This is a genomic window from Stutzerimonas stutzeri, from assembly GCF_002890915.1.
In the GTDB taxonomy this organism is placed as follows: domain Bacteria; phylum Pseudomonadota; class Gammaproteobacteria; order Pseudomonadales; family Pseudomonadaceae; genus Stutzerimonas; species Stutzerimonas stutzeri_AF.
The window spans coordinates 1-1,334 of sequence record NZ_POUT01000032.1 but is presented as its reverse complement, the minus strand read 5'-3'; the positions used below and the strand labels follow the sequence as shown (position 1 = coordinate 1,334).

Here is a 1,334-nt window from a genome sequence, read left to right as displayed (position 1 = left end):
CAGGCCGTTGAAAAAAGCCAGAGCCCGCGTGGCTCTGGCAAAATGGCGGCCATCCTCTTCTGCCGAAGCCAGCCCAAGCCGATGCGTGGACTCGACCTCAAACAAAACGAGCTGTTCAGTTATACGACGCTGGAGCAGCGCATCCCGAACGATCACCCGCTGCGTCCCCTGCGAGGCCTGGTCGATACCGTTCTGGCTTCGATGGATCGGGACTTCGACGGGCTGTACTCCACCCTGGGACGGGCCTCGATTGCGCCGGAGCGGCTGCTGCGCGCCTCGTTGCTGCAGGTGATTTACACCATTCGCTCCGAGCGGCAGTTGGTCGAGCAGATTGATTTCAACCTGCTGTTTCGCTGGTTCGTCGGCTTGTCGATGGACGAGCGCATGTGGGATCACTCGACCTTCAGCCAGAACCGTGACCGCTTGTTCAACCAGGATGTAGCGCGGCTGTTCTTCCAGCGCATCAAGTCGCTGGCCGCATGGTCCGAGTACGCCAGCAACGAGCATTTCAGCGTCGATGGCACGCTGATCGACGCCTGGGCCTCGCACAAGTCCTTTATCAAGAAGGATGGCGGCGACCCACCGGAGGATGGCACGCGCAACCCCGATGCCGACTTCAAGGGCGAGAAGCGCAGCAACGCGACCCACCAATCGACCAGCGATCCCGAGGCCAGGCTGGCGCGCAAGAGCAATGGCGATGCCAGTCGTCTGGCGCACATGGCCCACACGATGATGGAGCACCGCAACGGTCTGATCGTGGATGTGGAATGCACCGAGTTCAATGGACGTGCCGAGGTAGAGGCGGCGCTGGAGATGCTGGAGCGCACGGCCAAGCCGGGCAGCACGGTAGGTGCAGACAAGAATTACGACCAGAAGCGTTTCGTGCAGAGGGCGCGCGAGCTGAAAGTGACACCGCATGTGGCGCAGAAGCGCAAGGGCAGCGCCATCGATGGGCGCACCACGCGGCATCCGGGGTATGCCGCCAGCCAGAAGATCCGCAAGCGGATCGAAGAAGGTTTTGGCTGGCTGAAGACGGTTGGCGGCCTGCGCAAGACCAAGCTGATCGGTCGCGCCAAGCTGAGTGCTCAGTTATTACTGGGTTTCTCGGTCTACAACCTGATCCGACTGGGTAGCCTGTCGGGTTGGTGGCGAGGATCGCATGTATAGGGCGAGTTACGCCCAAAAAACGCCGAAAGGCGTGAACGTGGTGCTGAAACCTGTCAAAAAGGCCTGAAGTCAGGCCTTGTTTGGACTCCGTTAGGCCAAAGCGCTTGAAAAAGCGCCAAACCGGACGGGTTGGGGCAGTTGAAGCCGAGTTTTTCAACGGCCTGCTA

The 1,334-nt window shown here is 60.6% G+C and carries 1 protein-coding gene; it reads left to right on the top strand.

All coding sequences use genetic code 11. The annotated features are described in order from the left end of the window. Positions 1 to 81: 81 nt before the first annotated feature. Positions 82 to 1,167 carry an IS5-like element ISPst12 family transposase gene (locus tag CXK94_RS22175; protein WP_011913346.1) on the top strand — a complete coding sequence of 362 codons (1,086 nt, stop codon included), beginning with the start codon at positions 82 to 84 and terminating at the stop codon, positions 1,165 to 1,167. Positions 1,168 to 1,334: the final 167 nt, after the last annotated feature.